Below are 26,003 nucleotides of genomic sequence, written 5' to 3' on the forward strand. Positions count from 1 at the left end.
GTGGTGATCGCGCCTGGGGCGTGAGGCCGGGTCGGAGTCCGGGCGGTGACCGCCGCCTGCGGGGTGGGCCTGTGCGGGGCGCCGGGGTGGGCCTGACCGGTGACCGCCCCCGGGCGCGTCCGTGGGGCCCGCGGGGATCGTGGTTCGCGCAGGCGTTCGGGTCCCGGCTTGGGGCGTTGTGCGGCTTTTGCTCACTTATGGTGGGGCGGTGGCTACCGATCGCGCTCAGCCTGCTCCGTCCGCCCCCTCCGGCGAGACCCCGCTGCGGGTCCTGCTGCCGCAGGTACTGCCCGCGGTCGTGGTCGGGGCGGCGGCGAGCCTGCTGTTCCTGGGGATCAGCGCCCTCGCGGAGCAACTCGAGGGCGTCCTCTGGGACGACCTGCCGGACGCCCTCGGCATCGGCGGCCACTCCTCCCTCTGGATCATCATCATGCTCACGGCGACCGGGATCGCCGTGGGCCTCGTCGTCTGGAAGGTGCCGGGGCACGCCGGTCCCGACCCCGCCTCCACCGGCCTGGGCGGGCCGCCCCTCGCCCCCGGGGTGGTCCCGGGGCTGCTGCTCGCGAGCACGCTCGCTCTCGCCGGCGGGGTCAGCCTCGGCCCCGAGAACCCGATCATCGCGACCAACATCGCCCTCGCCTACTGGCTCGGCCGCAAGGCCCTGCCCGCGGTGCCGGGCGCCGCCTGGGTCGCCCTCGCCGCGTCCGCCACGATCGGCGCCCTCTTCGGCACCCCCGTGGCCGCCGCCCTCGTCATCTCCGAGGCCCTGACCGGGCAGCCCGGCCGCGGCTCCCTGTGGGACCGGCTCTTCGCCCCGCTCGTCGCCGCCGGCACCGGCGCGATGACCACCCAGCTCCTCGCCGAGCCCAGCTTCGCCCTGGGCCTCCCGCCGCTCAACGACCCCGGCTGGGGAGACCTCCTCGCCTCCCTCGTGATCGCCTCCGCCGCGGCTGTCTTCGGCCTCGGCGCCTGCTCCCTCTTCCCCCATGTCCACGCCGCCTTCGGGCGGCTGCGCCACCCGATGCTGATGCTGCCCCTCGGCGGCCTCGTCCTCGGTCTCCTCGGCGCCCTCGGCGGGCCCCTGACCCTCTTCAAGGGCCTGGAGGAGACGAAGGAGCTCGCCTCCTCGATCGGCGGCTGGTCCTCCGGCGAACTGGCCAGGTTCGCCGTGGTCAAACTGCTCGCCCTCGTCGTCGCCGCCTCCTGCTGCTTCCGGGGCGGCCGCATCTTCCCCGCCGTCTTCATCGGCGCCGCCTTCGGGCTCCTCGCCCAGGCCCTCGTCCCCGAGGTCCACCCCGCGGTCGCCGTCTCCTCCGCCGTCCTCGGCGTCCTGCTCGCCACCACCCGGCAGGGCTGGATCAGCCTCTTCACCGGCGCCGTCCTCGCCGCCTCCCCCGCGGTGCTCGCCCTGCTCTGCATCGCCTCCCTCCCCGCCTGGCTGATCGTCACCGGCCGGCCGCAGCTCGAACTCGACGATCAGGGCCGATCCCGGCACTGACCCCCGCTCCCCCACCGTCAGAAGGAGTCACCATGCCGCTGCACAAGGGCCCCGCCGCCACCCCGTCCGAGCCCACGAGCCGGCTCGCCCTCAACCCCTTCTTCGGGCAGGCCAACCCGGTCGGCGGCATGACCGACGCACCGCCCCGTCACCGGCTGCCCGACGGCCCGCTCCCCCCGGCGAGCGCCTATCAGCTCGTCCACGACGAGCTGATGCTCGACGGCAACTCCCGCCTCAACCTCGCCACCTTCGTCACCACCTGGATGGAGCCCCAGGCCGGGGTGCTGATGAGCGAGTGCCGCGACAAGAACATGATCGACAAGGACGAGTACCCGCGCACCGCCGAACTGGAGCGCCGCTGCGTGGCGATGCTCGCCGACCTGTGGAACGCCCCGGACCCGTCCTCGGCCGTCGGCTGCTCCACCACCGGCTCCAGCGAGGCCTGCATGCTCGCCGGCATGGCCCTCAAGCGGCGCTGGGCCCAGCGGAACGCCGACCGCTACCGGGCCGGGGCCCGACCCAACCTGGTGATGGGTGTCAACGTCCAGGTCTGCTGGGAGAAGTTCTGCAACTTCTGGGAGGTCGAGGCCCGGCTGGTCCCCATGGAGGGTGACCGCTTCCACCTCGACGCCGAGTCCGCCGCCGCGCTCTGCGACGAGAACACCATCGGCGTCGTCGCCATCCTCGGCTCCACCTTCGACGGCTCCTACGAACCGGTCGCCGAGATCTGCGCCGCTCTGGACGCGCTCCAGGAACGCACCGGTCTCGACGTCCCCGTCCACGTCGACGGTGCCTCCGGCGCCATGGTCGCCCCCTTCATCGACGAGGACCTCGTGTGGGACTTCCGGCTCCCCCGCGTCTCCTCCATCAACACCTCCGGTCACAAGTACGGCCTGGTCTACCCGGGCGTCGGCTGGGCCCTGTGGCGCTCGCCCGCCGAACTCCCCGAGGAACTCGTCTTCCGCGTCAACTACCTGGGCGGCGACATGCCCACCTTCGCCCTCAACTTCTCCCGGCCGGGCGCGCAGGTCGTCGCGCAGTACTACACCTTCCTCAGGCTCGGCAGGGAGGGCTACCGGGCGGTGCAGCAGGCCTCCCGGGACATCGCCCGAGGCATCGCCGAACGCGTCGAGGCCATGGGGGACTTCCGGCTCCTCACCCGAGGCGACCAACTGCCCGTCTTCGCCTTCACCACCGCCCCCGACGTCACCTCCTTCGACGTCTTCGACGTGTCACGGCGGCTGCGTGAACGCGGCTGGCTGGTGCCCGCGTACACCTTCCCCGCCGACCGCGAGGACCTGTCCGTCCTGCGCGTGGTCTGCCGCAACGGCTTCTCGGCCGACCTGGCCGAACTCTTCGTCGAGGACCTGAAGCGCCTGCTGCCCGAACTGCGGCGCCAGTCGCAGCCGTTCACCCACGACAAGAGCGCCGCGACCTCCTTCCACCACTGACCGGCTCAGCCCACCCGGTCCTCGCAGGCCAGCTCGAACTCCGACCACCGCACCCCGTCCGCGGTCAGCTCGTACACACACCGCGAGCTCTCGCGCAGCAGACCCAGCGGGGTGCGGCGGACGAAGGACGTCCCCGTGTCGAGGAGGGTGAAGCGCCGCCCGCCGTCCACGCTCACGTACCCGTCGCGCTCCCCGCCGATCTCCACCCGGCCCCCGGGACCCGGCACCGGCACACCGAGGAGCGTGCGCGGCTCCGCCTCCGGTCCCGTGGTCCACGTCCGCTGCCAGCTCCTGCCCCCGTCCAGCGACCGGTGCAGGGCCCGCAGCGGGTTCTTGACGGGCTCACCGCCCGGCAGCTCGCCCAGCTCCGCCGCGTACACGGCGTCCCGGCCGACCACCACCGCGACCCCCCGCCCCGGCGTCGTCGCCGTACTCGGCAGCCGGCTCACCGTCCAGCTGCGGCCGGCGTCCCGGGACACCGCCACCGCCGCCCGCCCGGACAGCGGGTCCACCCCCGACACCCACCAGGAACCGTCGGGCTCCGGCTGCGCCGCGGGCCACGGGTGCGCCCCGAGGAGCGGCTCCCGGACGAGCGCCCTGCGCCGCCCGTCCGCCGGGGAGACCACCACCAGGCGCTTCCGCGCGCACGCGTCGGGACCGGCCCCGGCCGGGTCGGCGCAGTCGGTGGTGAGCACCGCGCCCGCCGGTATCTCCGGGACGCGGCCCACCGTCCGCCGGTCGACGGCGCGCCAGCTCCGCCCGCCGTCCCGGGTGAACCAGGCCTCCTCCGGCCGGTCGCCGCCCCCGTCCGTGATCAGGGCCCGGCCGGGCCCGAGGACCTGCAGGTCCGCCGAGACGCCGTCGGTCCCGTGGATCCGGGGCAGCGGGGACCGCCGCGGCACCCACCGCTCCACCCCGGCGTCCCGCACGGCCACGTGCTGCCTGCAGAAGCCGCTCTCCGGGTCCTCGGCGACGCCCACGCACTCGGCGAGCAGCGCGAACCCGCTGCCGTCCCGCGCGAAACCCAGCGCGTGCGCCCCGCCGGGCAGCCCCGGCGCGGACGGTATCCGCGGCGGAGCGCCGTACACCCCCTCGTTCCGGAAGGCCGGGCTCCCCGAAGCGCCGCCGGGCGCCGACGCCCCCGTCCCCTGCCCCGGCCCGGAGGGCGCCGACGCCCCCTGCCCGGCGGGCCCCGCGCCCCCCGGTCCGGTGGAGGCCACCCCGCCCGGCCCCGCCCCCGACCAGCCCGTACACCCCGTCAGTACCAGCCACACCAGCGCCACGACGGCGCCGGCCACACCCATGGGCCTGCGCATCGCACGTCCCCCGTCCTCCCTCGGGCGGTCCGCGGTGAACCGCTGCTTTCAATACACCGCTCGCCGCCCCCGGGTTCCCACCTCCGCGCCGCTACTTCCCGAGCCGGCCGAACTTCCGTACCGCCAGGGGGAAGAAGACCGCGAGCAGCGCCAGCGGCCACACCACCGCCGCCCCGATGTGCCCCGGCTCGCCGCCCGGGTTGCCGAACAGCTCACGGACCGCCGTCGCGGTCGCCGACATCGGGTTCCACTCCACGAACGTGCCGAGCCAGCCCGGCATCGCGTCCGGCGACGCGAACGCGTTGGAGAGGAAGCCGACGGGCCAGACCAGGATCTGCACCGCCTGCACCAGCTCGGCCCGCCCCGCGACCAGGGCGAGGAGGATCCCGATCCACAGCATCGCGAAGCGCAGCCACAGCAGCAGCCCCAGGGCCGCCAGGGTGCTGCCGAGGCCGCCGTCCGCCCGCCAGCCGATCGCGTACCCGACGCCGACCATCACGAGCAGCCCCACCGTCGACTGGAGCATGTCGGCGGCGGCCCGCCCCACGAGCACCGCGCCGTCGCTCATCGGCATCGACCGGAACCGGTCGATCACGCCCTTGTTCAGGTCCTGCGTCACCGCCGTCATGGTGCCTTCGAGACCGAACACCATGGTCAGGGTGAGCATCCCGGGAACCAGGAAGTCGACGTAGTCGCCCTCGACGCTCCGCCCGCCACCCACCAGGTAGCCGAACATCAGCAGCATCATCACCGGGAACACGAGCCCGACCAGGACCTGCACCGGCTGCCTCGCCCAGTGCGCCAGCTCCCTGCGGGTCATCGTCCAGCAGTCGCTCACCACGTACGCCGCGCTCATGCCGCCACCTCCTTCTCCCGGCCAGCGCCGGGGGCCGTCTCGCGCGCGGTCAGGTGCAGGAAGACCTCGTCCAGCGTCGGCCGCCGCAGGGCGATGTCCTCCGCCTCGATGCCCGCCGCGTCGAGCGCCCGCACCGTCTCGGCGAGCGAGGCCATCCGGTCGGCGACCGGCACGCTGAGCCGTCGCCGGTCCGCGTCGACGGTCACCTCCGCCCGCGCGGCGGGCAGCAGCGCCGCCGCCTCGTCGAGCCGTGCCCCGTCCCGGACCACCACGTCGATCCGGTCGGCGCCGACCCGGGTCTTGAGCTCGTCGGCCGTGCCGTCCGCCACGACGCGGCCCCGGTCCACGACCGAGATGCGGTCGGCGAGCCGGTCGGCCTCCTCCAGGTACTGCGTGGTCAGCAGCACGGTGGTGCCTCCGCCGACCAGGGAGCGCACCGACTCCCACACCTCGCCGCGGCCCCGCGGGTCGAGCCCGGTCGTCGGCTCGTCGAGGAACAGCACCTCGGGGTCCGTGATCAGCGAGGCGGCCAGGTCGAGCCGCCGCCGCATACCGCCGCTGAACTGCCTGACCGGCTTGTGGCCGGTGTCGGTGAGACCGAAGCGCTCCAGGAGCTCGTCGGCCCGTGTCCCGGCGCGGCGCGCTCCCAGGTGGTGGAGCCTGCCGAACATCTCCAGGTTCTGCCGGCCGCCCAGCTCCTCGTCCAGGGCCGCGTGCTGTCCGAGCAGCCCGATCCGCCGCCGCACCTCCCGGGCCTCGGTCCGCACGTCGTGCCCCGCCACCCGCACCAGGCCCGCGTCGTGGCGCAGCAGCGTGGCCAGGATCCGTACCGTCGTGGTCTTGCCCGCGCCGTTGGGGCCGAGGAGGCCGTGGACCGTGCCGCGTCCGACCGTCAGGTCGAGGCCGGCCAGGGCGTCCTTCTCTCCGTACCGCTTGCGTGCGCCCTCCACGAGGATCGCTTCCGCCGCCATGTCGTTTCCTCCCGAAATCGTCATAGTCAAATTTGACCACTCACCACCGACGGAGGAAGGTATGCCCTCGCCGAGAGGTTAGTCAAACTTGATTAGCCTGAGATCGGCGGCCCGGTCCGATCACGTCGCAAAGGGGTTCTCCTCCCCCTCGGCGAGCACGCCCACGAAGGGCTCCCCCTCGCCCGCGAACACGTACGCGCCGCCCTCGATCCGCTCGATCAGGCCGAGCGTCCACTCCTTGCCGGCGTCGGCCGAGTGGACCCACATGTGCATGATCTCGCCGATGTGACCGAGCTGGCCGGGCCCGCCCTCCGGCGTGTAGTAATCCGTGACCGCCGCCCGCCACTCGTCGAGCGCCCGCACCCGCCGGCGCAGCAGCTCCGCCGCCTCCTCGCGGGGCAGGTCCACGATGAAGCCGATACCCGCGGACAGCACGTCCATCTTCTGGTCGTACGTGGTCAGCGCCTCGCGCAGCAGCGCGAGGTACTCCTCCCTGCCCTGCTCCGTCAGCTCGTACTCGACGCGCGGCGGCCCGCCGACGGCGCTCGGTGCCACCTCGTGCGCGCGCAGCAGTCCCTGCTTCGCCATCTGCTTCAACGCGTGGTAGATCGAGCCGGGCTTGGCATGGGACCACTCGTGCGCGCCCCAGTACTCCAGGTCGTTGCGCACCTGGTAGCCGTGGGCGCGGCCGTGCTGCTTCACCGCGCCCAGGACGAGAAGACGGATCGCCGACATCCCACGTACCTCCTAGTCAATTTTGACCAGGGTACGCGCGGGGGCCTGCCCGACCCCCACTCCCGCGCCGCCGCGCGGGTCAGCCCTGGCCCTGTTCCGCCGCGATCAGCTCGAAGGAGCCCTTGCCGTCGATGGACTCGCGGATGATGTCCGCGTGCCCGGCGTGCCGGGCGCCCTCCTGCACCAGGTGGAGCAGCATCCAGCGGACCGAGACCCGTCCGCCCTCGGGGAACCAGGGGGCCTCCGGCAGCGGGAAGGTGTCGTCCAGGCTCGGCACGGAGCGGACGAAGTCCTCGGTCTCCTTCGCCACGCCGGCCCAGAACGCGACGATCTCCGGGATCGTCTCCCCGTCCACGAGCCGGAAGCCCTCGCTCCAGGTCTCGCGGCTGCGCTGTCGCTCGTTGGGCCGCTGCTGCGCCAGCCGGAGCCAGTTGAGCTCGACCTCGGCGACGTGCTTGAGCAGACCGGAGAGGCTGAGCTCGCTGGCGCTGGGCCGGCTCGCCGCCTGCTCCTCGCTGAGTCCGAGGAGCGAGCGGCGGATCGCGGCGCGCTGGACCTCGACGAAGTTGAGGAGCGCGCCGCGCTCGTCGCCGTGGGCCTCCGCGGGAACGAGAGCCACCATGATGTCCGCCTTCCGTAGCGTGAACCGTGCGTCACGTGAGCCGTGCCTCGCACGTCCTTCTCGACACCGACCACGTTACGGAGCCTTGCGGACAACTACTGTCCTCAAGTGGCGCGGGGACCCGAAGAGGCCCCAAGAGGCTCAGAAGGGGAACCGGCTCCGGCCGTGCTGGATGGAGATCCACTTCTGGGTGGTGAAGCTCTCCACCATGGCCTCGCCGTTGAGCCGGCCGACGCCCGAGTGCTTCTCGCCGCCGAAGGGCACGATCGGCTCGTCGTGCACGGTGCCGTCGTTGATGTGGATCATGCCGGTGTGGATGCGCTTGGCGATCCGCACACCCCGCTCGACGTCCCCGGTGTGGACGGCGCCACTGAGTCCGTACGGGGTGTCGTTGGCGATCCGTACGGCCTCCTCCTCGCCGTCGAACGGGACGATCAGGGCGACCGGACCGAAGATCTCCTGGCCGAGGACCGGGGCGTCCGGGGCGAAGCCGGTGAGGACCGAGGGGGAGACGAGGTTGCCGTCCACCGTGCCGTGCAGGAGCGCCGTCGCGCCGGCCGCCACCGTCTGGTCGACGAGCGAGGACACGGCCGCCGCCTGCCGCGCGTTGATGAGCGGGCCGATGTGGGTGGCGGGGTCGGCCGGGTCGCCGACCCGCAGGGTCTTCACCTTCGCCACGAACTTCTCGGTGAACTCCTCCTCCAGCGCGCGGTCCACCAGGATGCGGTTGGCCGCCATGCAGACCTGGCCCTGGTGCACGAAGCGGCTGAAGACGGCCGCGTCCACGGCGTAGTCGACGTCGGCGTCGTCGAGGACGATCAGGGCGCTGTTGCCGCCGAGTTCGAGGATGGCGTGCTTGAAGTTCTGCGCGCAGACCGTGGCGACGTGGCGGCCGACCTTGTCGGAGCCGGTGAAGGAGATGACCTTGGGGACGGGGTGGGTCAGGAGCGCGTCGCCGATCTCGGCGATGTCGGTGACGACGACGTTCAGCAGGCCTGCGGGCAGGCCGGCCTCCTCCAGGACCTTGGCGACGAGGGTGCCGCCGCAGATCGGGGTGTTCTGGTGCGGCTTGAGGACGACCGCGTTGCCGAGCGCGAGCGCCGGCGCGACCGACTTGATCGAGAGGAGGAAGGGGAAGTTGAAGGGTGAGATGACACCGACGACGCCGACCGGGACGCGGTAGACGCGGTTCTCCTTCCCGTCGACCGGGGACGGCAGGATGCGGCCCTCGGGACGCAGGGCCAGCTGCACCGCCTCGCGCAGGAACTCCTTCGCGAGGTGCAGCTCGAAGGCCGCCTTGAGGCGGGTGCCGCCGAGCTCCGCGACGATCGTCTCGGCGATCTCCTCCTCGCGGTCCTCGACGATCCGCAGGGCGCGCTCGAACACGAGCCGGCGCGTGTACGGGTTGGTCTCCGCCCACGCGGCCTGGGCGCGCTCGGCGGCCCGGTAGGCGAGGTCGACCTCACCGGCGGTGGCGATGGTGATCGACGCGAGCTTCTCCCCCGTGTAGGGGTTGAAGTCGATGATGTCCCACGACCCGCTGCCCGGCTTCCACTCGCCGTCGATGTACTGGTGGGCCAGGTCGGTGAAGTGCGACATGAATCGAGACCCCTCTCCCCGCTCTACCTCTGCACGAACGACAGAAGTGACGTCGGCACTGATGTCACGTCATCGTACTGATGTGTCACGAGAGTTGAAGGAGTCCTCGGAGAAGATCACGGCTTTCGGCCGGATCGGGGCCGTCCTCCTGGAGTCGCTCCATCACGCGCCGGTACTGGGCGACCTCCTCGGGCTTGTCGAGGTAGAGGGCGCTGGTGAGCTGCTCCAGGTAGACGATGTCGGAGAGGTCGGACTCGGGGAAGCGCAGCATCGTGAAGGCGCCGCTCTCGCCGGCGTGGCCGCCGAAGCTGAAGGGCATGATCTGGAGCGTGACGCCCGGGTGCTCGGAGATCTCGATGAGGTGCCTCAACTGGCCCCGCATGACCGCCCGGTCGCCGTAGGGGCGGCGCAGCGCGGCCTCGTCGAGGACCGCGTGGAACTGGGGGGCGCTCTCGGACACGAGGACCTTCTGCCGTTCGAGGCGCAGGGCGACCCGGCGGTCGATCTCGGCGCTCGGGGCGTCCGGCATGCCGCGGGTGACGACGGCCTGGGCGTACGCCTCGGTCTGCAACAGGCCGTGGACGAACTGCACTTCGTAGACGCGGATGTGGGAGGCGGCGCCCTCCAGACCGACGTACGTCTGGAACCAGCCCGGCAGGACGTCGCCGAAACTGTGCCACCAGCCGGCGACGTTGGCCTCGCGGGCGAGCCCGAGGAGCGAACCGCGCTCGGCCTCGTCACCGACCCCGTACAGCGTGAGCAGATCCTCGACGTCCCTGGCCTTGAAGCTCACCCGTCCCAACTCCATGCGACTGATCTTGGATTCGGACGCGCGGATCGAATAGCCGGCCGCCTCGCGGGTGATCCCACGCGACTCACGCAACCGCCTCAGCTGGGAACCCAGCAGGATGCGCCGCACCACACTCCCGCTCGTTCCGCCCGATTCGCCTGCGGTCACGGCTCCCAGCCTCCCCTTTACGGTGTCGAGCCCCCGTCGAGCCCCGGATTCTGCCACCAAACGCTTCAGCGCGTACACATTCGATTACGGAAAGGCGGCGAGATCCGGGCAGTCGGCGGCACAGCGCACGTACTTCGCGGAAAGTTCCCCTCAACGAGTGCACGACTTATCCGCAGATTCGGCACGGGAACGGACAGGTCCGGCGCGTGCACGTGCATCTGCCCTTGCATCCAGTGGGCGCATTCGGAACCATGGTGCCCGCGCAGCCGCGTACTCGTTCGTGTTGTCGTGTTGTCGCACCACAGTCGCGATTCCCGGGAGTGCCTCGCATGGGGACCAATGGATCGACCGTGCTCGAGCCGTTACGGCAGGGCCTTCCGCCGATCGATCCCGGCGCCGTCTCCACCTCCGCCTCCTGCGCCCTCCCCGCACGGTACGAAGCCGTGCGCGGGGCCCGGAAGTTCACCAGCGCGACACTGGACCGCTGGGAACTGAGCGAACGTTTCGACGACGTGGCCCTCGTCGTCTCCGAGCTCGTCACCAACGCGCTCCGGCACGCGGTACCCGCCGACGCACCCCAGGAAGAAGGCCAGAACCCACCGGTTCGACTGCACCTGATGCGCTGGTCCTCGCGCCTCGTGTGCGCCGTGCGCGACCCGAGCCAGGAGAGCCCGGAGGCGCGCGGCGGCGAGGAGGACTTCGCCGCCGAGTCGGGCCGCGGACTGTTCCTGGTCGACTCGTTCAGCGACAGCTGGGGATGGCATCCGCTCGCCGGCACGCTGCGGGGCAAGGTGGTGTGGGCGCTGTTCCAGGTCGGGCCGGAGTAGCCGCGGGACGAGCGACACCGCGGCACAGGCGACAGGTGCAGGACAGGTACAGGTACAGGTACGGAAGAAGGGCCCTGGCGTACGACGCCGGGCCCTTCGCTCGTGCGGGTCCGCCGATGGACCTCACACCAGGTGGTCGAACTCCCCGTCCTTCACGCCCAGCAGGAGCGCCTCGATCTCGGCGGGCGTGTAGACGAGGGCGGGACCCTCGGGGTGGCGCGAGTTGCGTACGGCAACGTTTCCCCCCGGCAGTTTGGCGAACTCCACACAGGATCCCTGGGAGTTGCTGTGCCGGCTCTTCTGCCACACGACGCCTCGCAGCTCCGTGGCCGCCATGCCGTTGTACGCGCGATGCGCATGATGCATTGGTAGCTCCCCGAGTTGCTTGTTGCAGGTGTCAACTTCCTCGGATCATAGCTGTGTTCATATGCCGCTGCATGAGCATATGCACGTGCACGGGGGGTCGCGTAGCGACTACGCGACTCAGTGTGTCACCAGCGAGTATGCCGGAATCGGCGGCCACCCCACGGCCCCGTCCGACCCTCGGTCGGGCGGGGCCGGACGCCGGACGAAGCGGGGGCGCGGGCTCCGCTCCGACCCGCTCAGCGCTCCTCTCGGAAGTCGACGTGCCGACGGGCGATCGGGTCGAACTTGCGCAGGGTGAGGCGGTCGGGATCGTTGCGGCGGTTCTTGCGGGTGACGTAGGTGAATCCGGTACCGGCGGTGGACCGGAGCTTGATGACGGGGCGGAGTTCGTTGCGTGCCATGGTGTGTAGAGTAAATGAAAATGGTTCCCATTTCCAATGTCTCGACGGAGAGGTAGGTCACCCATGTCCGCCCACTGCCAGCTGACCGGAGCGCGCCCCGGCTTCGGCAACCGGATCTCGCACTCCCACCGGCGCACCTCACGCCGCTTCGACCCCAACATCCAGCAGAAGCGCTACTGGCTGCCCGGCGAGGGCCGGTACGTCCGGCTCACCCTGAGCGCCCGTGCGATCAGGACCGTCGACACGATCGGCGTCGAGGCCGCCGTGGCCCGCATCCGGGCGCGCGGGGTGAAGGTCTGATGGCCAAGCGCAGCAAGATCGCCCGGAACGAGCACCGGAAGACGGTCGTGGCGCGGTACGCGGAGCGGCGGGCCGAACTGAAGGAGATCATCCGCCGTCCCGGCACCCCCGCCGCCGAGCGTGAGGCCGCGGTACGGGAGCTGAGCCGCCAGCCCCGGGACGCCAGCGCGACCCGTGTCCGCAACCGGGACGCCGTGGACGGCCGGCCCCGCGGCCACCTGCGGAAGTTCGGCCTGTCCAGGGTCCGGGTCAGGGGGCAGGCGCACGCGGGACACCTGCCGGGGGTGCGGAAGGCCTCGTGGTGAGGGGCCCGGGTCAGTAGCGGATCGCGGGCAGCTCGGAGAGGAGCGCGCCCGCGCGGTCGTACAGCGCGATGCCGGCTTCCTGATCCCCCGGCCCGGTGTACGCGTACCAGACCCCCCAGCCCGGTCGGCCCGGCAGTTCGAGCAGGGTGGCGAGGGTCGTCCGCCCGCCCGGGCCCGTCAGCTCGACGCGTCCCGCCGCACGGGTGCCGTAGTAGAGGCCCGAGTGGAAGATCCTCGTCGCGTCGCCCCCGCTCTGGTGACTCACGCCCGGCTCCGCCGTGTCGATGTTGCCGTCGGTGACGCTGCGGGCGTTCTCGTAACCGTCCGGGCCCGACCAGTGCTTCCCCTCCTCCGTCAGCCAGATCGTCCAGCCCTTCCCGGCGTCCACCCGCTCGCCGGACGCCACCACCCGGACCGGCTTGGGAGCCGGCGGCGGGGCCGGGACCCGGGTCGGCGGTGCGGGGCGCGACGCCGTCGGGAGGGCGCTCGTGGGGGTGGCGGCGGGGCCCGTGACCAGCGGGGACGGACGTACGGGGGTCAGGGTCACGACCGCCGCGACGGCCGCCGCGACCGCGAGCACCGTGAGCGCCGAGAGGGCGGCCGTACGGCGCCGCCGGCGCGTCCGCCCGGCCCGCCGCACGGCGGCCAGGGGCACCGGGCCCGGGGTGACGTCGAGCGCGGCCCGGGTGAACGCGGCGCGCACGTCGGCGTCGTCGGGGACGGGTCCTGGACCGGGGGATGCCGGCGGGCTTGCGGGGGTCATCGTCGGGCTCCGGAAGGGGCGGGCAGGGACGGGAGGGGGGCGGTGCCGAGCCCGGGGTGGGCGCGCAGAGCCGCCAGACCGCGCCGGGCGTGGGTCTTGACCGTGCCGATCGAGCAGTTGAGGACGCTCGCGATCTCCGGTTCGGTCAGATCCTCCCAGTAGCGGAGCACCATGACCGCGCGCTGGCGGGGGGTCAGGTCCGCTAACGCCGCCAGGAGTGAGGTGCGCCGCTCGACCGCCTCGGCATGGCCCGCGGAGGTGTGGCGGACCGACTCGGGCAGCACCGGCGTCAGCAGATGGACGACCCGCTTCCGGCGGAGCCTGCTCAGGTTGTTGTTGATCAGCGCCCGGCGGACGTAGAGGTCGATCTCGCCGCGGGGCACCTTCCGCCACCGTACGTACACCTTGGCCAGCGTCGTCTGCACCAGGTCCTCCGCCTCGTGGAAGTCCCCGGTCAGGAGCTGGGCCGTACGCACCAGACGCGGCCAGGCGGCGAGGGCGAACTCGGCGAAGCCCTCGTCCTCGGTGACGGACTCGTGCGGCACGGTCTCGGACCTCGCGTTCGGTCGGCGGTCGGTGTGGGTGGGTGTGGGTGTGGGTGTGGGTGTGGGTGTGGGTGTGGGTGTGGGTGTGGGTGATGGTGTTGCTGATGGTGCTGGCGTTGCTGCTAGTGCCGTGGTCGGTGTCCGCGGGGGTGGGGTGGTGGCGGGGCCCGCCCCGTGCCGGGCCCCGCCACGTCTCTGCCCCCCGGGCCGACCGCGGATCAGCCGCGGCCGGCGGGGAAGTCGAAGCCCGGCAGGTCGGCCAGGAGCTTGCCCGCGCGGTCGTACAGTGCGACGCCGTGGCTGCCGCCGTGGTTGCCCTCCGACGGTCCGGTGTGGGCGTACCAGACGCCCCAGTCGGGGCGGCCGGGCAGGGCGACGAGGGTGGCGACGGTCGTGCGGCCCTCGGAGTCGGTCAGTTCGACGCGGCCCGCGTGACGGGTGCCGTAGTAGAGACCCGAGTGGAAGGCGCCCGTCGCGTCCCCCTCGCTCTGGTGGCTGACGCCGGGCTCGGAGCGGTCGATGTTGCCGTCGACGACGCTGCGGAAGTTCTCGTAGCCGTCCGGCCCGGTCCAGTGCTTGCCCTCCCTGGTCAGCCACACGGTGTACCCCTTTCCGGCGTCCACGCGCTCGCCCGGCCGGACCGTGCGGACCGGGTTCGGAGCGGGCGCCACGGCCCTGGCCGGGGTGACGTCCGCGGGGGCGGCCTCGGTGGCGGAGGTCGCGGTGGCGGAGGTCGCGGTGGTGGAGGTCTTGGTGGGCGCCCCCACGGCCGAAGGAGCCGCGATCACGACAGCGGCCACGACTCCGGCCGCGGCCCACAGGTACTTCTTCATCCGGTTGCTCCTGGGATCGGTGTCTCGACGGACCGCACGCCTTCCGCGGCCCTCTCCCCTATCAACTCCGGTGGCCCGCGGTCCGGATGACATCGGGCGGCAACTCCGCGAAATCGGTGCCCGGGCGAGAGGACGCAGGGGTCGGGACACCTCGGGGGCGCATGGGAGGTGCCCGACGTGCCGGGCTCAACGCGCGCGCGTGGAGTCCGTCAGCGCCGTCGTGACCTCGTCGAGGGCCTCCAGGAGCAGCACGGCGCCCTTGTGCAGCAGGAAGTGGTCGGGAGGGTCGGCCGACCAGGCGTCCAGCGTCTCGCGCAGGTCCTCCCAGCGCGGCTCCTTGCGCTCCCGTACCTCCCTCGCGCCCCGTTCCGTCGCCCGGCGCAGGGACTCCGCGAGGGTCGCGGCGGCCGGCTCAGGCGGGGCACCGCGCTCCGGCAGGTGGGCCTCCAGGAGCATCGCCACCCGTCCGAACTCCGCGAGCGCGTGGTCGGCCTGCTCCGCCGCCGCGTGCGAGAGGCCCCGGTGCCGCACCGGTTCGTGCGTCGCGCGGTCCACCGCCTCCTGCCAGGCGACCCGGGCCGCGCGCGTGTCCAAGAGCGCCTCCCGTACGTCGGGGCTGCCGGTGCCCGCCGGGTCGGCGTACCGCGCGGTGACGACGGCCGCGTACCGACCGACCGACGCCAGCCAGTCCGCGAGCCGGCCGCGCAGCCGGGGCGTCTCCCAGGCCGGGTAGACGGCGTACGCCAGCATCGCGAGGAGCCCGCCGAGCAGGGTCAGCGTCACCCGGTCCCGTACCGTCTGGGTCAGGTCGGCGCCCTGCATGCCGAGCAGGAACACGACGTACGCGGCGACGAAGACCTGACCGGCCGCGTACCCCGTACGCATCAGCAGGTACATCCCGAAGGCGCACACCACGGAGAGACCGGCCGACAGATACGTGCCGGGGTGCGCCGACTGGACCACCGCCGTCGCCAGGGCCACCCCGATCAGGGTGCCGCCGAACCGCGCCACCGAGCGGGCGTACGTCTGCGAGAAGTCCGGGCGCATGACCATCACCGAGGCCATCGGCGCCCAGAAGCCGTGCCCGAACGGGAGCACCCCGCCGAGGAGGTAGCCGGTGGCCGTGACCACCGAGACGCGGACCGCGTGGCGCAGGACCGGGGAGTCCCGGCGGAGTTCGCCCCGGGCCTTCGCCGCGACGACCGGCGCCATCCGGACGAGCGAGGGACGGGCGAGGGCGGACGCGGTGCCGTGGCCCGGCGTCCCGGTGGTCTCCGTCCTCGGCTCCGCCGTCTCGACGACGTCGCCGAGCAGCGCGGCGAGGCGGAGGGCGGCGCGGCGGGAGGGGCCGGTGAGGATCGCGCCGGTGTCCGGGGTGCGGAGTGCGGCCATGGCGGGCGCGGGCAGAGCGACCGGTTCACCGTGCCGGATCGCGTGCGCGGCGGCGTCCAGGACCGCGCCCGCCGCCGCGAGCAGCTCCCGGACCCGGGCCCGCTGCGGGCCCTCCTCCGGCACGCCGACCGCCGGGTCCGCGAGGGAGGCGAGGACCGGACGGATGCGTTCCGCGAGGCCCCGGGCGCCGTGCAGCTCCGCCGGGCGCCGGCGGGCCTGGCCGGGCGTGACGGCGGCGGCGCTGCGGGCCGTCATCAGGGGCAGGGGGTCGAACGGGGCGACCGGGTCGTGGCGGAGCCGACGGGCGTAGTCCGCCTCGGCGGCGAGCGCGTCCGCGAGGGCGTCGCGCTGGGCACCCCAGCGGCGGACCGGGAGGACGACGACCAGGACGGCCTGGACGACGCCCCCGGCGAAGATCATGGCGGCGTGGCCGGCGGCCGTGGCGACGGAGGTGGGGAGCGTGACCGTCACCAGCATCATCGCCACGTTGGAGGAGGCGATGATGCCGGCGGTGGGCCCTGCGGCCCAGGCGAGCCCCGCCAGGAACGTCCACAGGAGCAGCAGCGCGAGGAAGAGGGCGCCGTGGGCGGCCGTGAGATAGCCGAAGAACGTCGACAGGGCGAGGCTGGCGCCGGAGGCGAGGGCGAGGGTGGGGCGGGGGCGCCAGGAACGCTGGAAGGTGGCGATGGCCGCCTGGAAGGCGCCGAAGGCGGAGGCGGCGGCGACGGCGGGGCCGAAGAGCGCGAGCGAGAACCCGACGACGAGGGCGAGGCCGAGGGCGGCTCGGGCGGCGACGACGGGTTCGAGCCGCCGCCGCTCGACGGTGAGCCCGGAGCGGGCGGTCTCCTTCAGGGCCCGGAGCCAGCTCATGGGCCGAGCGTAGCCGCGATCGGGTCATAACCGTCCATAACGTGCCATGGCTGGCCATGGCACGTTCGCGACAGGCCACGACCGGCCAGAGCGGGTCCATCCTGGGCGACTTCCCGGCGCCCCCGCCAACCCCGTCCCGCCCGTCACCCCCGCAGGCCCCGCCGCCCCGGGTTCAGGCCCGCCCGGTCCGCCGCCGTCTCGCCGTGGGTCCAGCCCGCCTCGTCCCAGGCCGCGCGGACCCGGGTCGTCCGCGTCTCCGGGAACAGCTCGTCCGTGCGGGTGGTGACCGCGAGGTCGCGGGAGGCGAGGGCGGGGAGGAGGGTCGGAGCCTCGGCCGCCACCCGGCGGGACGTCGCCGAGAGTCGGGCGCCCAGCCGGTTCGCGTACGCCAGCAGGAACGACTGCCGGAACGACTTCGTGCGCTTGCGCCCCCCGGCCCGCTGCTCCGCCTCCGCCCGCGTCATCGCCGCCGTCCCCTGCACGAGCAGCGACGTGTACAGCAGCTCCACCGGGTCGAGGTCCCCCTCGAAGCCGATCACCGTCGAGAAGCCGTACGTCTCGTTCCACACCGCCCGGCAGTGGTTCGCCGTCGCCACCGCGTCCAACAGGATCGCCTTCGCCTGCTCGTACGGCGGTTCCACGCCGATCCTGATCGCCCCCGGAGTCTCCGGCGACGGCGCGCCCGCCGCGAGCGTCGCCTCGTCCAGGCTGTGCCGGGCCATCAGCTCCTGCGCCTTGGCGGTGAGCGCCTCCGCCTCCTCCGGGTACCCCGTCGCCTCCGCCTTCGCGAGCAGCGCCCGGATCCGCGAGAGCATGCGGGGCTCCCCGGCCACGGCGGGCGGCAGCGCCTCCCCCGGCACCGGCCCGACCGCGTCCAGGCGCGGCAGCCGGACCAGGAGCCGGTACAGCTCCAGAACGGTCGTCGCGTACGAGAAGCGGTCCGCCGGCCGGCCCGGGGCGGCGGCGTCCAGCTCGTCGAGCTGCGCCTGCCAGCGGCGCGGCAGCGTCCCGTACCGGACGGTCTCGGACCGGATCAGCCCGATCAGGACCCGGAGGTGCTCGTCCGCCAGGTCACGGCGGGCGATGCGGACGAGGTCCGCCGGCTGCCAGCCCCGGGCCCACAGCGTCCGTACGAACTCCTCGCCCCGGCGGACCAGTTCCGCGTCGGTGGAGCGGTCGGCGGCCAGCAGGGACGCGGCCGTGTCGAGCGACCCGTCGTCGCCCGCGTACAGCGCCTCGAAGGCCTTGTCGACGGTGGTGCCGGTACTCACGCCGTGCCCTTCGCGTCGCTGCCGGTGCGGCGGGGGCCGCCCGCCTTCGCCGCGTCCCACTCCTCGCGCGACCGGGCGATCGCCGCGCGGTGGTCGAGCGACCAGTCGACGAGCTCCTTGATCAGCCGGGTCATGCTGTGGCCGGTCTCCGTCAGCGCGTACTCCACCTGCGGCGGCGTCGTCGCGTAGACCGTCCGCGAGACGAGGCCGTCGCGTTCGAGGCGGCGCAGCGTCAGGGTCAGCATCCGCTGCGAGACCCCGGTGACCAGCCGCTGGAGTTCCCTGAACCGCCGTGGCCCCGGCGCGAGTTCGACGACCACGTGCACGGTCCACTTGTCGCCGAGCCGGTCCTGGACGTCCCGTACCCCGCACTCCTCCGCACAGCTCACCAAGGGTTCGGTGGTTACCTCCGTGTGCCCCACGGACATCGATGTGCCTCCTTACGCGATCTTCCCCGTCCCCCCACGATGGTCTCAGCCATCTCGACCCCTGGGGGAAAACATGCTGCTCGTCACCGGTGTCTCCGGCGCTCTCGGCTCGCTCGTCGCCGAACGGCTCGCCGGCCGTGGCGACGTCGTCCTCGGTACGCGCGCGGGGCTCCCCGGCACGAGGCTCCTCGACTTCGACGCGCCAGAAACCCTCCCGGAGGCGTTCGCCGGGGTGGACACACTGCTGCTGATATCCGCCGGGTACGGGGAGGACGACACCGTCGTCGCCCGGCACGAGGCCGTCATATCGGCCGCCGAGCGGGCGGGCGTCCGGCACGTCGTGTACACGAGCCTCTCCGGCGACGGCGACCACCTCACGTACGCGCTCGCGCACCGCTGGACCGAGCGGCGCCTGCTCCGCTCCCCCACCCTCGACTGGACGATCCTCCGCAACGGCCTCTACGCCGAGTTCCTCACGTGGATCGCCGCTCCCGACGCCGACGGCCGGATCACTAGCCCGCTCGGCGAGGGCCGTCTCTCCGCCGTCGCCCGCGCGGACCTCGCCGACGTCGCCGTCTCCGTGGCCACGGACCCGGCCGCCCACCGGAACCGGGTGTACGAGCTCGTCGGCGAGCGCCCCCTCGGCGGCGCCGACCTCGCGGCGGCCCTGGGCGCCACGTACGCCCCCGGCACGCTCGCGGACACCCGCGCCGCCGTCGCCGCCTCCGGGGCCGCGCCCTTCCAGGTGCCGATGCTGGCGAGCACGTACTCGGCGATCGCCCACGGCTTCATGGACGGCACGGGGGTCGAGAGCGACCTGCGGGCGCTGCTCGGCGGGCGCGAACCCCTCGACGCGCTCGACGTGTTCGTGCGGGCGGTACGCGCGGGGTAGGGCCAGGCATACCCTCCGGACGCCCGCCAGTGGTCGTGATCGGCGGCGGCGGAAACGGTTCGCTTGGGCCATGACCGCGACCGCCGCCACCACCACGAACGCCGCCACCACTAGCGCCTCCGCCACCACCACCGTCGCTGTACGGCTACGAGGGCTCACCCGGCACCACCGGGACGTCCGCGCCCTCGACGGCGTCGACCTCGACTTCCAGGCCGGGACCTTCACCGCCGTCATGGGTCCTTCCGGCTCCGGCAAGTCCACGCTGCTCCAGTGCGCGGCCGGACTCGACCGGCCCACCGCCGGGCGCGTGGAGGTCGGCGGCACCGCCCTCGAAGGGCTGAGCGAGCGGCGCCTGACCCTGTTACGGCGGGACCGGATCGGCTTCGTCTTCCAGTCCTTCAACCTGCTGCCCTCCCTGACGGCCGCGCAGAACGTGGCCCTCCCCCTCCGGCTCGCCGGCCGCCGCCCGTCCCGCGCGGAGGTACGGCAGGCGCTGGCGCGGGTCGGGCTCGCGGGACGGGAGCGGCACCGGCCGGGGGAACTGTCCGGCGGCCAGCAGCAACGGGTCGCCCTCGCGCGCGCGTTGATCACCCGTCCGGCCGTCCTCTTCGGCGACGAACCGACCGGGGCGCTCGACTCGACGACGAGCCGCGAGGTGCTCGACATGCTGCGGGAGCTGGTCGACCGGGACGGGCAGACGATCGTCATGGTCACCCACGACCCGGTGGCGGCGGCCCGCGCGGATCGGGTGGTCTTCCTGGTCGACGGCCGTGTGGCGGGCGAACTGCCGGACCCGACGGTGGAGCGGGTCGCGGCGCGGATGACGAGGCTGGAGGCCCTCGCCGCGCCCGATGCCCCCGTCACCGCCGACAGCTCCGTCGCCGTCACCACCCCCGACACCTCCGTCGTCGCCGCCACCGCCGACGTCTCCTGCGCCCCCGTCACCGTCGCCGCGCCCGGGAGGCAGTCGTGCTGACCGTCGTACTCTCCGGGCTCCGGGCGCGCTGGGCCTCCTTCCTCGGGGGGTTCGTCGCGCTCGCCCTCGGGGTCGGGCTGCTCACGACCATGGGGCTCGGCCTCTCCGCCACGTTCGACGCACCCGAGCGCTCGCCTCAGCGGTTCGCCTCCTCGCCCGTCGTCGTGCAGGGTCAGGACCGGCTGACGCTGGACGTGCGGCGGGGGCCGGGGACCGCCTCCGTGTCGCTGCCGCTCGACCGTCCACAGTTTGTGGACAGCGAACTGCTGCGCGAGCTCCGCGTCCGCTGGACCGTCACCACCTCGGGCGGCCCCGACGCCGTCGGTGTCGACGCCCCGGCCGCCGAGGTCCGGGCCCTCGTCGGCGACCGCGCCCGGGTCCTCACCGGCGGCGAGCGGCGGCACGCCGATCCCGGATCCGAACGGGACGCCGACGCGCTCGTCGGCCTCAACGCCCTCCTCGGCACCTCCGGCGGCGTCACCGCCTTCGTCTCGATCTTCGTCGTCGCCTCCACCTTCGCGTTCGCCGTGGCACTGCGCCGCCGCGAGTTCGGGCTGCTCAGGACCGCCGGAGCCACCCCCGGGCAGATCAGGCGGCTCCTCCTCGCCGAAGCGACGGCGCTCGGCGTGCTCGCCTCCGGGGCCGGCTGCGCGCTCGGCGCCCTGGGCGCGCCCCTGCTCGCGAGGACCCTCGTCGACGGCGGCCTGGCACCCGCGTGGTTCACGGTCGGCGGGCCCGTCTGGCCCTTCCACGCCGCCTTCTGGACGGGCGTGACCGTGGCCCTCGCCGGGGCCGTCGCCGCGTCCCGGCGCGCCGGGAAGGTCGGGCCGACGGCAGCGCTCCGCGAGGCGGACGTCGACGCCGACACCCTGCCGCTCGGCCGCGCGCTGCTCGGCACGGCACTGCTCGTGACGGGCCTCGGGCTCCTTGTCTGGACGTGCGCCACGGACCCCTCCGCGCTGCTCAAACGGAAGACGTACACGACCCTTCCGATGCTCCTGATCACCGGTGTCGCGCTGCTCTCCCCGCTGCTCGTCCGCCCGGTGGCCCGGCTGCTGCGGCTGCGGGGTGCGGTGGGGACGCTGGTACGGGAGAACAGCGCGGCCTCCGTACGCCGTACCGCCGCCGTCGCCGCTCCCGTCCTCGTGACGGTGGCGCTCGCCGGGACGCTCTTCGGCTCGGCGACGAGCATCACGCGGGCGAAGGAGGTCGAGGCACGGGACCGGACGGCCGCCGAGTACGTCGTGACGGGCGCCGACCTGCGGCCGGTGGCGGCGCCGCCCGGGGCGGTCGTGTCCCCGACCGGGGCGACCTCGGTGTTCGTACGGGACGGGGCCGAGGCCGTCGTCAGGTACGGAGCCCGGGCGGTCACCGACCCGGCGGCCTTCGCCGAGCTGGCACGGCTGCCCGTGGTCGCCGGTGACCTGCGGGACCTCGACGACCGGTCGATCGTCGTCAACGAGGAGTTCGAGCGGCGCCGGGTGGGCGAGACCGTGGAGGTCTGGCGCGCGGACGGAACGGGTCCGGTACGGCTCCGGGTGGCCGCCGTCCTCGCCCTGGGGACCGGCGACAACGGGCCGTACGTCACACGGGCGAACGCCCCCGGTTCCGCCCCCGACCGGATCGAGGCGCGGGGCGGCGGTCCGGCCACCGCACCGGCCCTGGAGGCGAGCGGCGGGACCGTCAGGACGGCCGAGGCGTGGGCCGAGGCCGGGCACCGGGAGGGCGACAACCCGCAGAAACGGCTCGGCATGGCGCTGGTCCTCGGCATCGCCCTGGTCTACACGGTGATCGGCCTGGTCAACACCCTGCTCATGGCGACCTCCGTACGCGGAGCGGAGCTGGCCTCGCTGCGGCTCGCCGGGGCCACCCGGGCCCAGATCCTGCGGGTGGTGACGGGCGAGGCGACCCTCGCCGTCGCGATCGGCACCGTCCTCGGCCTCGTGGTGACCGCCCTCGTCCTGGGCGCCCTGGGAGCCGGCCTGGCCGCCCTCTCGGCGCCGGTGGCCCTGGCCCTTCCGTGGGCCACGGTCGGCGCGGCGGCGGGCGTGTGCGCGACGGTCGCGGTCGCCGCGTCGGCCCTCCCCGCGTGGCGCCTGACGCGCTGAGCGGCCAAGGTGGACGGCGGGGCGGTGGCCGGGGTCGGAGCCGGGCCACCGCCCCGCCCTACGCCCCTGCCGACGCCGTCGTCCCCGTCGCCACCGTTGTCCCGCTCGCCCCCGTCGCCACCGTCGCCACCGCCCCGCCCTACGCCCCTGCCGGCGCCGTCGTCCCCGTCGTCCCCGTCGTCCCGGTCGTCCCGGTCGTCCCCGGCGTCCCCGGCGCCCCCGCCGCCCGCGCGGACTTGGCCGCCCTCCACTCCGGGGCGAGGACCGACCAGACCTCCTCGTCGTGGAGTCGGCCCCGGTAGGCGTAGCTCTCCCTCAGGACCGCGTCCCTGCTCATGCCGAGCCGGCGGGCCACGGCGATGCTCGGCGCGTTGTCGGAGGACACCACCCACTCCACCCGGTGGATCCCCCGTACCTCGATCGCCCAGTCGATGAGCGTCCGCGCCGCGCGGGTCACCAGGCCCTTGCCGACGCCCGCCGGCTCCAGCCAGCAGCCCGCCTCGGCCGTGCCGGCGGCCGGGTCCAGCTGCCGGAGGATCACGGCGCCGACGAGGGTGCCGTCGGACCAGATGCCGTGGATGCGCCCCGAGTCGGTGGCCGTCTTCTCGGCGTACAGGCGGAGGTAGGCGCGGCTCGACTCCAGGTCGGTGACGACGTCGGGGAGTCCGTTGCGGGCGCCGATGAACTCCCGCCCCCGGTCCATGTGCGCCAGGAACTCGTCGGCCTGCCACGGTTCGAGCGGCCGCAGCTCCGCGCCGTCGTCGCCCAGGGGTATCGCGTACATCGTCGTCGCCTTCCACGGTCGGGTCCATCCGGCGGGAGTCAGCACCGGCCCTCAGTACACAACACCACTCGGCACTCGGCACTCGGCACTCGGCACTCGGCACTCGGCACTCGGCACTCGGCACTCGGCACTCGGCACTCGCGGCGAGGATCCTCGTACTCCCCCCCCGGATCTTCCCCTACGGAACAAGGACCAACTTGCCCCGCACCCGCCCCGTCTCGCTCAGCTCCTGGGCGCGCGCCGCCTCCTTCAGGGGGAGCGTGTCGGCGAGCCGGACCGCGAGGGTGCCCGCCTCCGCCGCGCGCGCGTGGGCCGTGAGTCCGGCCCGCACGGCCTCCGGGTCGCCCATGACGCCCGTGAAGGTGATGCCGTGCTTCGCCGCGTCGACGTCCGCGATCGTCGCGATCCGTTCCTTCGCCGCCTCGGCCCCGCCGAGGAGCTCGATCGCGACCGGCAGCACACCGTGTCCGGCCGCGTCGAAGACGGCGTCGACGCCGTCGGGGGCGGCGGCCCGGACCCGGTCGGTCAGACCCTCCCCGTACTCCACGGGGATCGCGCCGAGTTCGCGCAGGTACGCGTGGTTGGCGCCGGACGCGCTGCCGATCACCGTGACCCCGGCCGCGACGGCGAGCTGCACGCCCACGGAGCCGACGACTCCGGCCGCTCCGTGCAGGAACAGCGTCTCGCCCGCCCGGACGCCGATCAGGTCCAGGACGCGCTGTGCCGTCTCCGTCGCCACCGGCAGGCTCGCGGCGGACGCCCAGGAGAGCCCGGCGGGCTTGGGCACGACGAGGCCGGCGATGGCGTACTGGGCGTAGGCGCCGGTCTTCGTCCAGCCGAGGACCTCGTCGCCGACGGCCAGGTCGTCGACGCCCTCGCCGACCTTGTCGACGGTGCCGGCGAACTCCAGGCCGGGGACGGCCGGAAAGGTGGTCGGGTAGAACTCCTCGACCCAGCCGTAACGGCGCTTCCAGTCCACCGGGTTGAGCCCGACGGCCGCGACCTTCACCCGGACCTCGCCGGGGCCGGGCTCCGGTACGGCTACGCCGGTCGCGTGGCGCAGCACCTCGGGGCCGCCGAACTCCTCGTACACGATCGCTTCCATCTCAGCCTCCACAGCAGCCCGTTCACTTCGACGGGTCCCAGCCTGCGCTGCCGGGCACCGACTCCCCGCCCTCCTGACGGCCAGTGCCGCCTGGCCGAAAGACGGGCCGCGACCCGGCCCTCCCCCCGTACGCTCGACCGCATGGACGCGCTCACGCTGACCACGGCGTACGAGATCATCCGGCAGCCGCTCGGGGAGATCCTCCCCAAGGTCTCGGCGGCCCTCGCCCCCTTCGTCCCGCACGTGGACGCGGCCGAACTCTCCACCCACTGCGCCCACTCCCCCTTCAAGGCGCTCGGCGGTACGGAGCTGCTGACGGCCACCGAACTGGCGCCGCTGCTCGCCGCCGGCGTGCCGGGGAGCCCCTGGCAGGGCACGGCGACGATCGGCGGCCGGGAGCGGCGGGTCGTCGCCGTCACGAGCCACGCGACCGTGCGCGGGGCGGTGCTCGTGCTCGTACGGGAGGACGGCGCCGCCCCGGTCGACGCGGCCGCGCTCACCGTGGCGCAGGCCCTGTGGGACCTGGTGGCGGGGCACTTCGACCGGTTCGCGGTCGAGGCGCTGCCGGGGGCCCTCGCCCGTTCGCGGGCGGCCGCAGACACCCGGGCCCGGGTCATCGCGGAACTGACGGCCTCGCACACGGCGGCGCTCTCCGGCGTCCTCGGTGTGCTGCGCAGCAGGGCCCTGGACGACACCACGGCCCGTACGACCGCGACCGACCTGGCCGCGTCCGCGCTGATCGAGATGCGGGCGGAGCAGCGGCGGGACCGGGCGCTCGCGGAGGAGCCCGCCCAGGACGCCTTCGAGCGGCTGGCCGGCGAGCTGCGGCCGATGCTGCGGCACAGCCAGGTCCGGCTCGACCTGGGGGCGCCGGACGCGACCCGGTCGCTCGCGGCGGACGTGGCTCACAGCGCGCGGGCGATCGTACGGTCCCTGCTCCTGATCGTGCTCGAACAGGACTCGGTCCGCCGGATCCACGTCGGCTGGCAGCTGACCGAACACGAACTGCGGGCGTCCGTACGGGACGACGGGGCGGGTGCGCTCGCCCCTTGCGACCTGGGGGCGGGCACGATCCGGGACCGGCTCGACGTGCTCGGCGGGCGGCTCGACATGGACGCGGTCCCCGGCTGGGGCACGACGATCACGGCGGTGATCCCGCTGGCGGCACCGGCCGCCCCGGTCGGAGCGGCGCACCCGCTGTCCGGCCTCGGCGAACGGGAGGTGGAGGTCCTGCGCCATCTGGCTCTGGGGCACCGCAACCGGCGGATCGCCGAGGAGCTGCACATCAGCGAATCGACGGTGAAGTTCCACGTCGCGAACATCCTCAACAAACTGTCCGTCAACTCCCGAGGCGAAGCAGCAGCCCTCTTCCACGCGGCGGCGTAGCCCGCACGTTGTGGGCATGGTGGGCAAGCCCCTGACCACGCACGTTGTGGGCATCTCGTCCGCAGGGGCGGAGCGGGCGGCAACTCCCGACCACGCACGTTGTGGGCATCTGTTCCGCAAGAGCGGAACGGGTGGGCACAACGCCGACGACGGCGCTCAGCCGCCCCCGGACCCGGCCCACCAGGTGGGCGCCCTTCGCCCGAGCCCGGACCTCGGGAGCGCCGTACCGGCAGGAGGCCTGGGCCCGGCAGGGGCGCCGTCCCGTGTGCCCACCCGTTCCGCCCAGCGGGACGATCGCCCGCTCGGGAGGGGGCGCCGCCCAGTCGGCTTCGCCCCGCGGCGAACCCGACGCCCACACAGGAGGGGCACCGCCCACCCGTCCCGCGCCCGACGGGACGATCGCCCACACGGAGGGGGCAGCGCCACGCCGCATGGCGGCTCGGCG

General features: G+C 73.7%; 26 protein-coding genes. 9 read left to right on the forward strand and 17 right to left on the reverse strand.

Annotated features, from left to right (window positions below; translation table 11 throughout):
* Nucleotides 1-208 precede the first annotated feature (208 nt).
* Nucleotides 209-1,498, forward strand: coding sequence for an ion channel protein (locus AMK29_RS10495; protein ID WP_073810970.1), 1,290 nt, complete (start codon nucleotides 209-211; stop codon nucleotides 1,496-1,498).
* 32 nt (nucleotides 1,499-1,530) lie between these two features.
* Nucleotides 1,531-2,949 carry a glutamate decarboxylase gene (locus AMK29_RS10500; protein ID WP_073810973.1) on the forward strand — a complete coding sequence of 473 codons (1,419 nt, stop codon included), beginning with the start codon at nucleotides 1,531-1,533 and terminating at the stop codon, nucleotides 2,947-2,949.
* A 5-nt stretch (nucleotides 2,950-2,954) separates the two neighbouring features.
* On the opposite strand, the gene AMK29_RS10505 is transcribed toward AMK29_RS10500, so the two are convergent.
* From AMK29_RS10505 to AMK29_RS10535, 7 genes are all read right to left on the reverse strand, one after another.
* Nucleotides 2,955-4,265, reverse strand: a complete 1,311-nt coding sequence (locus AMK29_RS10505; protein ID WP_241845270.1) for an exo-alpha-sialidase — start codon at nucleotides 4,263-4,265, stop codon at nucleotides 2,955-2,957.
* 91 nt (nucleotides 4,266-4,356) lie between these two features.
* Nucleotides 4,357-5,121, reverse strand: coding sequence for an ABC transporter permease (locus AMK29_RS10510; protein ID WP_073810975.1), 765 nt, complete (start codon nucleotides 5,119-5,121; stop codon nucleotides 4,357-4,359).
* Entirely contained in the window at nucleotides 5,118-6,092 is a 975-nt protein-coding gene (locus AMK29_RS10515; protein WP_073810978.1) for an ATP-binding cassette domain-containing protein, read from the reverse strand. Before AMK29_RS10515 ends, AMK29_RS10510 begins: the two co-directional genes overlap by 4 nt.
* A 120-nt stretch (nucleotides 6,093-6,212) precedes the next feature.
* On the reverse strand, nucleotides 6,213-6,827 hold the full coding sequence (locus AMK29_RS10520) for a PadR family transcriptional regulator (RefSeq protein WP_073810980.1): 615 nt from the start codon (nucleotides 6,825-6,827) through the stop codon (nucleotides 6,213-6,215).
* Nucleotides 6,828-6,906: 79 nt separating this feature from the next.
* Nucleotides 6,907-7,449, reverse strand: coding sequence for a DinB family protein (locus AMK29_RS10525; RefSeq protein ID WP_073810982.1), 543 nt, complete (start codon nucleotides 7,447-7,449; stop codon nucleotides 6,907-6,909).
* A gap of 141 nt (nucleotides 7,450-7,590) precedes the next feature.
* Entirely contained in the window at nucleotides 7,591-9,048 is a 1,458-nt protein-coding gene (locus tag AMK29_RS10530; RefSeq protein ID WP_073810984.1) for an aldehyde dehydrogenase family protein, read from the reverse strand.
* Between the two features lie 85 nt (nucleotides 9,049-9,133).
* Nucleotides 9,134-10,006 carry a helix-turn-helix domain-containing protein gene (locus tag AMK29_RS10535; RefSeq protein ID WP_073810986.1) on the reverse strand — a complete coding sequence of 291 codons (873 nt, stop codon included), beginning with the start codon at nucleotides 10,004-10,006 and terminating at the stop codon, nucleotides 9,134-9,136.
* A 329-nt stretch (nucleotides 10,007-10,335) separates the two neighbouring features.
* Between AMK29_RS10535 and AMK29_RS10540 the strand changes: the two genes are divergently transcribed.
* Nucleotides 10,336-10,833 carry an ATP-binding protein gene (locus AMK29_RS10540; protein WP_073810988.1) on the forward strand — a complete coding sequence of 166 codons (498 nt, stop codon included), beginning with the start codon at nucleotides 10,336-10,338 and terminating at the stop codon, nucleotides 10,831-10,833.
* A gap of 123 nt (nucleotides 10,834-10,956) precedes the next feature.
* On the opposite strand, the gene AMK29_RS10545 is transcribed toward AMK29_RS10540, so the two are convergent.
* Together AMK29_RS10545 and rpmG are read right to left on the reverse strand one after the other, a co-directional pair.
* Complete coding sequence (locus tag AMK29_RS10545) at nucleotides 10,957-11,199, reverse strand: DUF397 domain-containing protein (protein ID WP_055600858.1); 243 nt, start codon at nucleotides 11,197-11,199, stop codon at nucleotides 10,957-10,959.
* A 236-nt stretch (nucleotides 11,200-11,435) separates the two neighbouring features.
* Nucleotides 11,436-11,600: a 50S ribosomal protein L33 gene (rpmG, locus tag AMK29_RS10550; protein WP_073810990.1), complete on the reverse strand. Its 165-nt coding sequence runs from the start codon at nucleotides 11,598-11,600 to the stop codon at nucleotides 11,436-11,438.
* 63 nt (nucleotides 11,601-11,663) lie between these two features.
* On the opposite strand from rpmG, the gene rpmB reads away from it, so the two are divergent.
* On the forward strand, nucleotides 11,664-11,900 hold the full coding sequence (rpmB, locus tag AMK29_RS10555; protein WP_073810993.1) for a 50S ribosomal protein L28: 237 nt from the start codon (nucleotides 11,664-11,666) through the stop codon (nucleotides 11,898-11,900).
* Entirely contained in the window at nucleotides 11,900-12,205 is a 306-nt protein-coding gene (gene rpsN / locus AMK29_RS10560) for a 30S ribosomal protein S14 (RefSeq protein WP_073810996.1), read from the forward strand. The genes rpmB and rpsN overlap by 1 nt, the downstream gene beginning before the upstream one ends.
* Before the next feature lie 10 nt (nucleotides 12,206-12,215).
* On the opposite strand, the gene AMK29_RS10565 is transcribed toward rpsN, so the two are convergent.
* From AMK29_RS10565 to AMK29_RS10590, 6 genes are all read right to left on the reverse strand, one after another.
* Nucleotides 12,216-12,968, reverse strand: a complete 753-nt coding sequence (locus AMK29_RS10565; protein WP_143202889.1) for a hypothetical protein — start codon at nucleotides 12,966-12,968, stop codon at nucleotides 12,216-12,218.
* Complete coding sequence (locus tag AMK29_RS10570; RefSeq protein ID WP_073811002.1) at nucleotides 12,965-13,513, reverse strand: SigE family RNA polymerase sigma factor; 549 nt, start codon at nucleotides 13,511-13,513, stop codon at nucleotides 12,965-12,967. The genes AMK29_RS10565 and AMK29_RS10570 overlap by 4 nt, the downstream gene beginning before the upstream one ends.
* Before the next feature lie 218 nt (nucleotides 13,514-13,731).
* The gene (locus AMK29_RS36340) at nucleotides 13,732-14,346 is read right to left on the reverse strand and encodes a hypothetical protein (protein ID WP_073811006.1); all 615 of its coding nucleotides are present in this window, start codon (nucleotides 14,344-14,346) and stop codon (nucleotides 13,732-13,734) included.
* A gap of 186 nt (nucleotides 14,347-14,532) precedes the next feature.
* On the reverse strand, nucleotides 14,533-16,608 hold the full coding sequence (locus AMK29_RS10580) for an FUSC family protein (RefSeq protein WP_073811008.1): 2,076 nt from the start codon (nucleotides 16,606-16,608) through the stop codon (nucleotides 14,533-14,535).
* A gap of 143 nt (nucleotides 16,609-16,751) precedes the next feature.
* Nucleotides 16,752-17,879, reverse strand: coding sequence for a DUF2786 domain-containing protein (locus tag AMK29_RS10585; RefSeq protein WP_073811011.1), 1,128 nt, complete (start codon nucleotides 17,877-17,879; stop codon nucleotides 16,752-16,754).
* The gene (locus tag AMK29_RS10590) at nucleotides 17,876-18,307 is read right to left on the reverse strand and encodes a winged helix-turn-helix transcriptional regulator (protein WP_073811014.1); all 432 of its coding nucleotides are present in this window, start codon (nucleotides 18,305-18,307) and stop codon (nucleotides 17,876-17,878) included. The genes AMK29_RS10585 and AMK29_RS10590 overlap by 4 nt, the downstream gene beginning before the upstream one ends.
* Before the next feature lie 73 nt (nucleotides 18,308-18,380).
* Between AMK29_RS10590 and AMK29_RS10595 the strand changes: the two genes are divergently transcribed.
* The 3 genes from AMK29_RS10595 (at nucleotide 18,381) to AMK29_RS10605 (ending at nucleotide 22,283) form a co-directional block, all read left to right on the forward strand.
* Nucleotides 18,381-19,199, forward strand: a complete 819-nt coding sequence (locus AMK29_RS10595; protein ID WP_073811016.1) for an NAD(P)H-binding protein — start codon at nucleotides 18,381-18,383, stop codon at nucleotides 19,197-19,199.
* A gap of 70 nt (nucleotides 19,200-19,269) precedes the next feature.
* On the forward strand, nucleotides 19,270-20,175 hold the full coding sequence (locus AMK29_RS10600; protein ID WP_241845271.1) for an ABC transporter ATP-binding protein: 906 nt from the start codon (nucleotides 19,270-19,272) through the stop codon (nucleotides 20,173-20,175).
* Nucleotides 20,169-22,283 (forward strand): FtsX-like permease family protein, encoded by a 2,115-nt coding sequence (locus AMK29_RS10605; RefSeq protein WP_073811019.1) that lies wholly within the window; start codon nucleotides 20,169-20,171, stop codon nucleotides 22,281-22,283. The genes AMK29_RS10600 and AMK29_RS10605 overlap by 7 nt, the downstream gene beginning before the upstream one ends.
* A 139-nt stretch (nucleotides 22,284-22,422) precedes the next feature.
* On the opposite strand, the gene AMK29_RS10610 is transcribed toward AMK29_RS10605, so the two are convergent.
* Nucleotides 22,423-23,067: a GNAT family N-acetyltransferase gene (locus tag AMK29_RS10610; RefSeq protein WP_079196829.1), complete on the reverse strand. Its 645-nt coding sequence runs from the start codon at nucleotides 23,065-23,067 to the stop codon at nucleotides 22,423-22,425.
* 178 nt (nucleotides 23,068-23,245) lie between these two features.
* Nucleotides 23,246-24,172, reverse strand: a complete 927-nt coding sequence (locus tag AMK29_RS10615; RefSeq protein WP_073811023.1) for an NADP-dependent oxidoreductase — start codon at nucleotides 24,170-24,172, stop codon at nucleotides 23,246-23,248.
* Between the two features lie 141 nt (nucleotides 24,173-24,313).
* On the opposite strand from AMK29_RS10615, the gene AMK29_RS10620 reads away from it, so the two are divergent.
* On the forward strand, nucleotides 24,314-25,558 hold the full coding sequence (locus AMK29_RS10620; protein WP_073811025.1) for a helix-turn-helix transcriptional regulator: 1,245 nt from the start codon (nucleotides 24,314-24,316) through the stop codon (nucleotides 25,556-25,558).
* Nucleotides 25,559-26,003 lie beyond the last annotated feature (445 nt).

The sequence above is a fragment of the Streptomyces sp. CB02261 genome (assembly GCF_001905665.1).
Lineage (GTDB): Bacteria > Actinomycetota > Actinomycetes > Streptomycetales > Streptomycetaceae > Streptomyces.